General features: G+C 56.9%; 1 protein-coding gene and 1 pseudogene. One reads left to right on the top strand and one right to left on the bottom strand.

Translation table 11 applies throughout. The annotated features are described in order from the left end of the window. Positions 1-655, bottom strand: a 655-nt coding sequence (locus AC0B9F_RS38280; protein WP_472010444.1) for a hypothetical protein, incomplete at its 3' end; no start/stop codon positions are given. A gap of 206 nt (positions 656-861) precedes the next feature. Here AC0B9F_RS38280 and AC0B9F_RS38275 point away from each other — a divergent pair. Next, positions 862-1,167, top strand: a pseudogene (locus AC0B9F_RS38275) (transposase); the annotation flags it as partial. Positions 1,168-1,190: the final 23 nt, after the last annotated feature.

Here is a 1,190-nt window from a genome sequence, read left to right as displayed (position 1 = left end):
AGTAGTTAACCGCAGCTGGCTTTTCAGAAATACGTGAACGGAGGAAGTTTTGAACCAAATTCAAGTTTTCGGCCCGCGCCTCGTCACCATAGAAGATGGGTCGCGGCCCAGGGATCGGAGCATCAACCCAACCTCTTCCGTCCGGTTCCATTCGGTTTCCTGCTTTGTAATCCCAGCATTGGTAGGTCAGCTCCGCTAGCTTCGCCCGATCGAAACCTACGGCGAAACCATCACCACCTGCATATCCACGCCACTGCCCGAGCGAGTCACGTTCGGTAGTAAAGCAAGTGACATACCCGTTCGCCCATTTCCAATCGTATGGCATCTGCGGCTGTGACTCGTCTACGAGAGCCGCAAGCGACCAGGCGGCGGCTCGAAGTGCATGTTTCTTTGGTCCAAGGTACGACGGATCTCGATGGTCGGGCCCCTCGGTCGTGAAGAAGTCACCACACTCCCTCCGCTCTTCCTCTGTAAGGTCAGGTAGTTCCTGAGCCAAGGAGTGAAAGATCTCGGCCATCAACCCGGCACTGTATTTGAGTTCCTGAGCATCATTTAGATACTTTATATCGGTTCCCCAGAGCTTTTGACTTTTGATGATGCCGGAGAATCCTCCGAAGTTTGTGTAGTGATAGAGGATGTCATTCTCGTCGGTCACGATTTTGATAGTACTGCAGTCACCTGACAACTTTTTGCAGGAGGATCCCACTAACACTCACGCCCCCTCGTTCCAATCCAGTCAACAGGCTTGCAAAAAAAGCCGCCCTGAGCAGCGCGGAACTTAGCATCGACGGGCCTTGACCCCGCGGGTTGGACACGCTTGATCCTGGTCTCAGACCAGGGAAAGCGAGAAGATCTAACCCGATGGCAAAGAAAAATTACTCCGAAGAGTTCCGCCGCGACGCAGTCGAGCTGTACCGCGACACCGGCGGCGCGACCGTAGCCGGGATCGCCGCCGATCTCGGCGTATCCCACGGCTCCCTGACCACATGGCTGAGAAATGCGGGTATCCCGATCCGCAGACCCGCCGCCACCGCTCCGGGGCCCGGCACCGGCGAGACACCCGAGCAGGAAGCCGCCAGGCTCCGCGCCGAGGTCGCACACCTACGCGCGGAGAAAACCAAGCTCGAAACTGAGCGAGACATCCTGCGGTCGGCGGCAAAATATTTCGCCGGAGAGACGAACTGGTGAAC

This window comes from Streptomyces sp. NPDC097129 (assembly GCF_055668065.1).
Note: the sequence above shows the minus strand (reverse complement) of the source record. Positions and strands in the feature narration are given on the sequence as shown.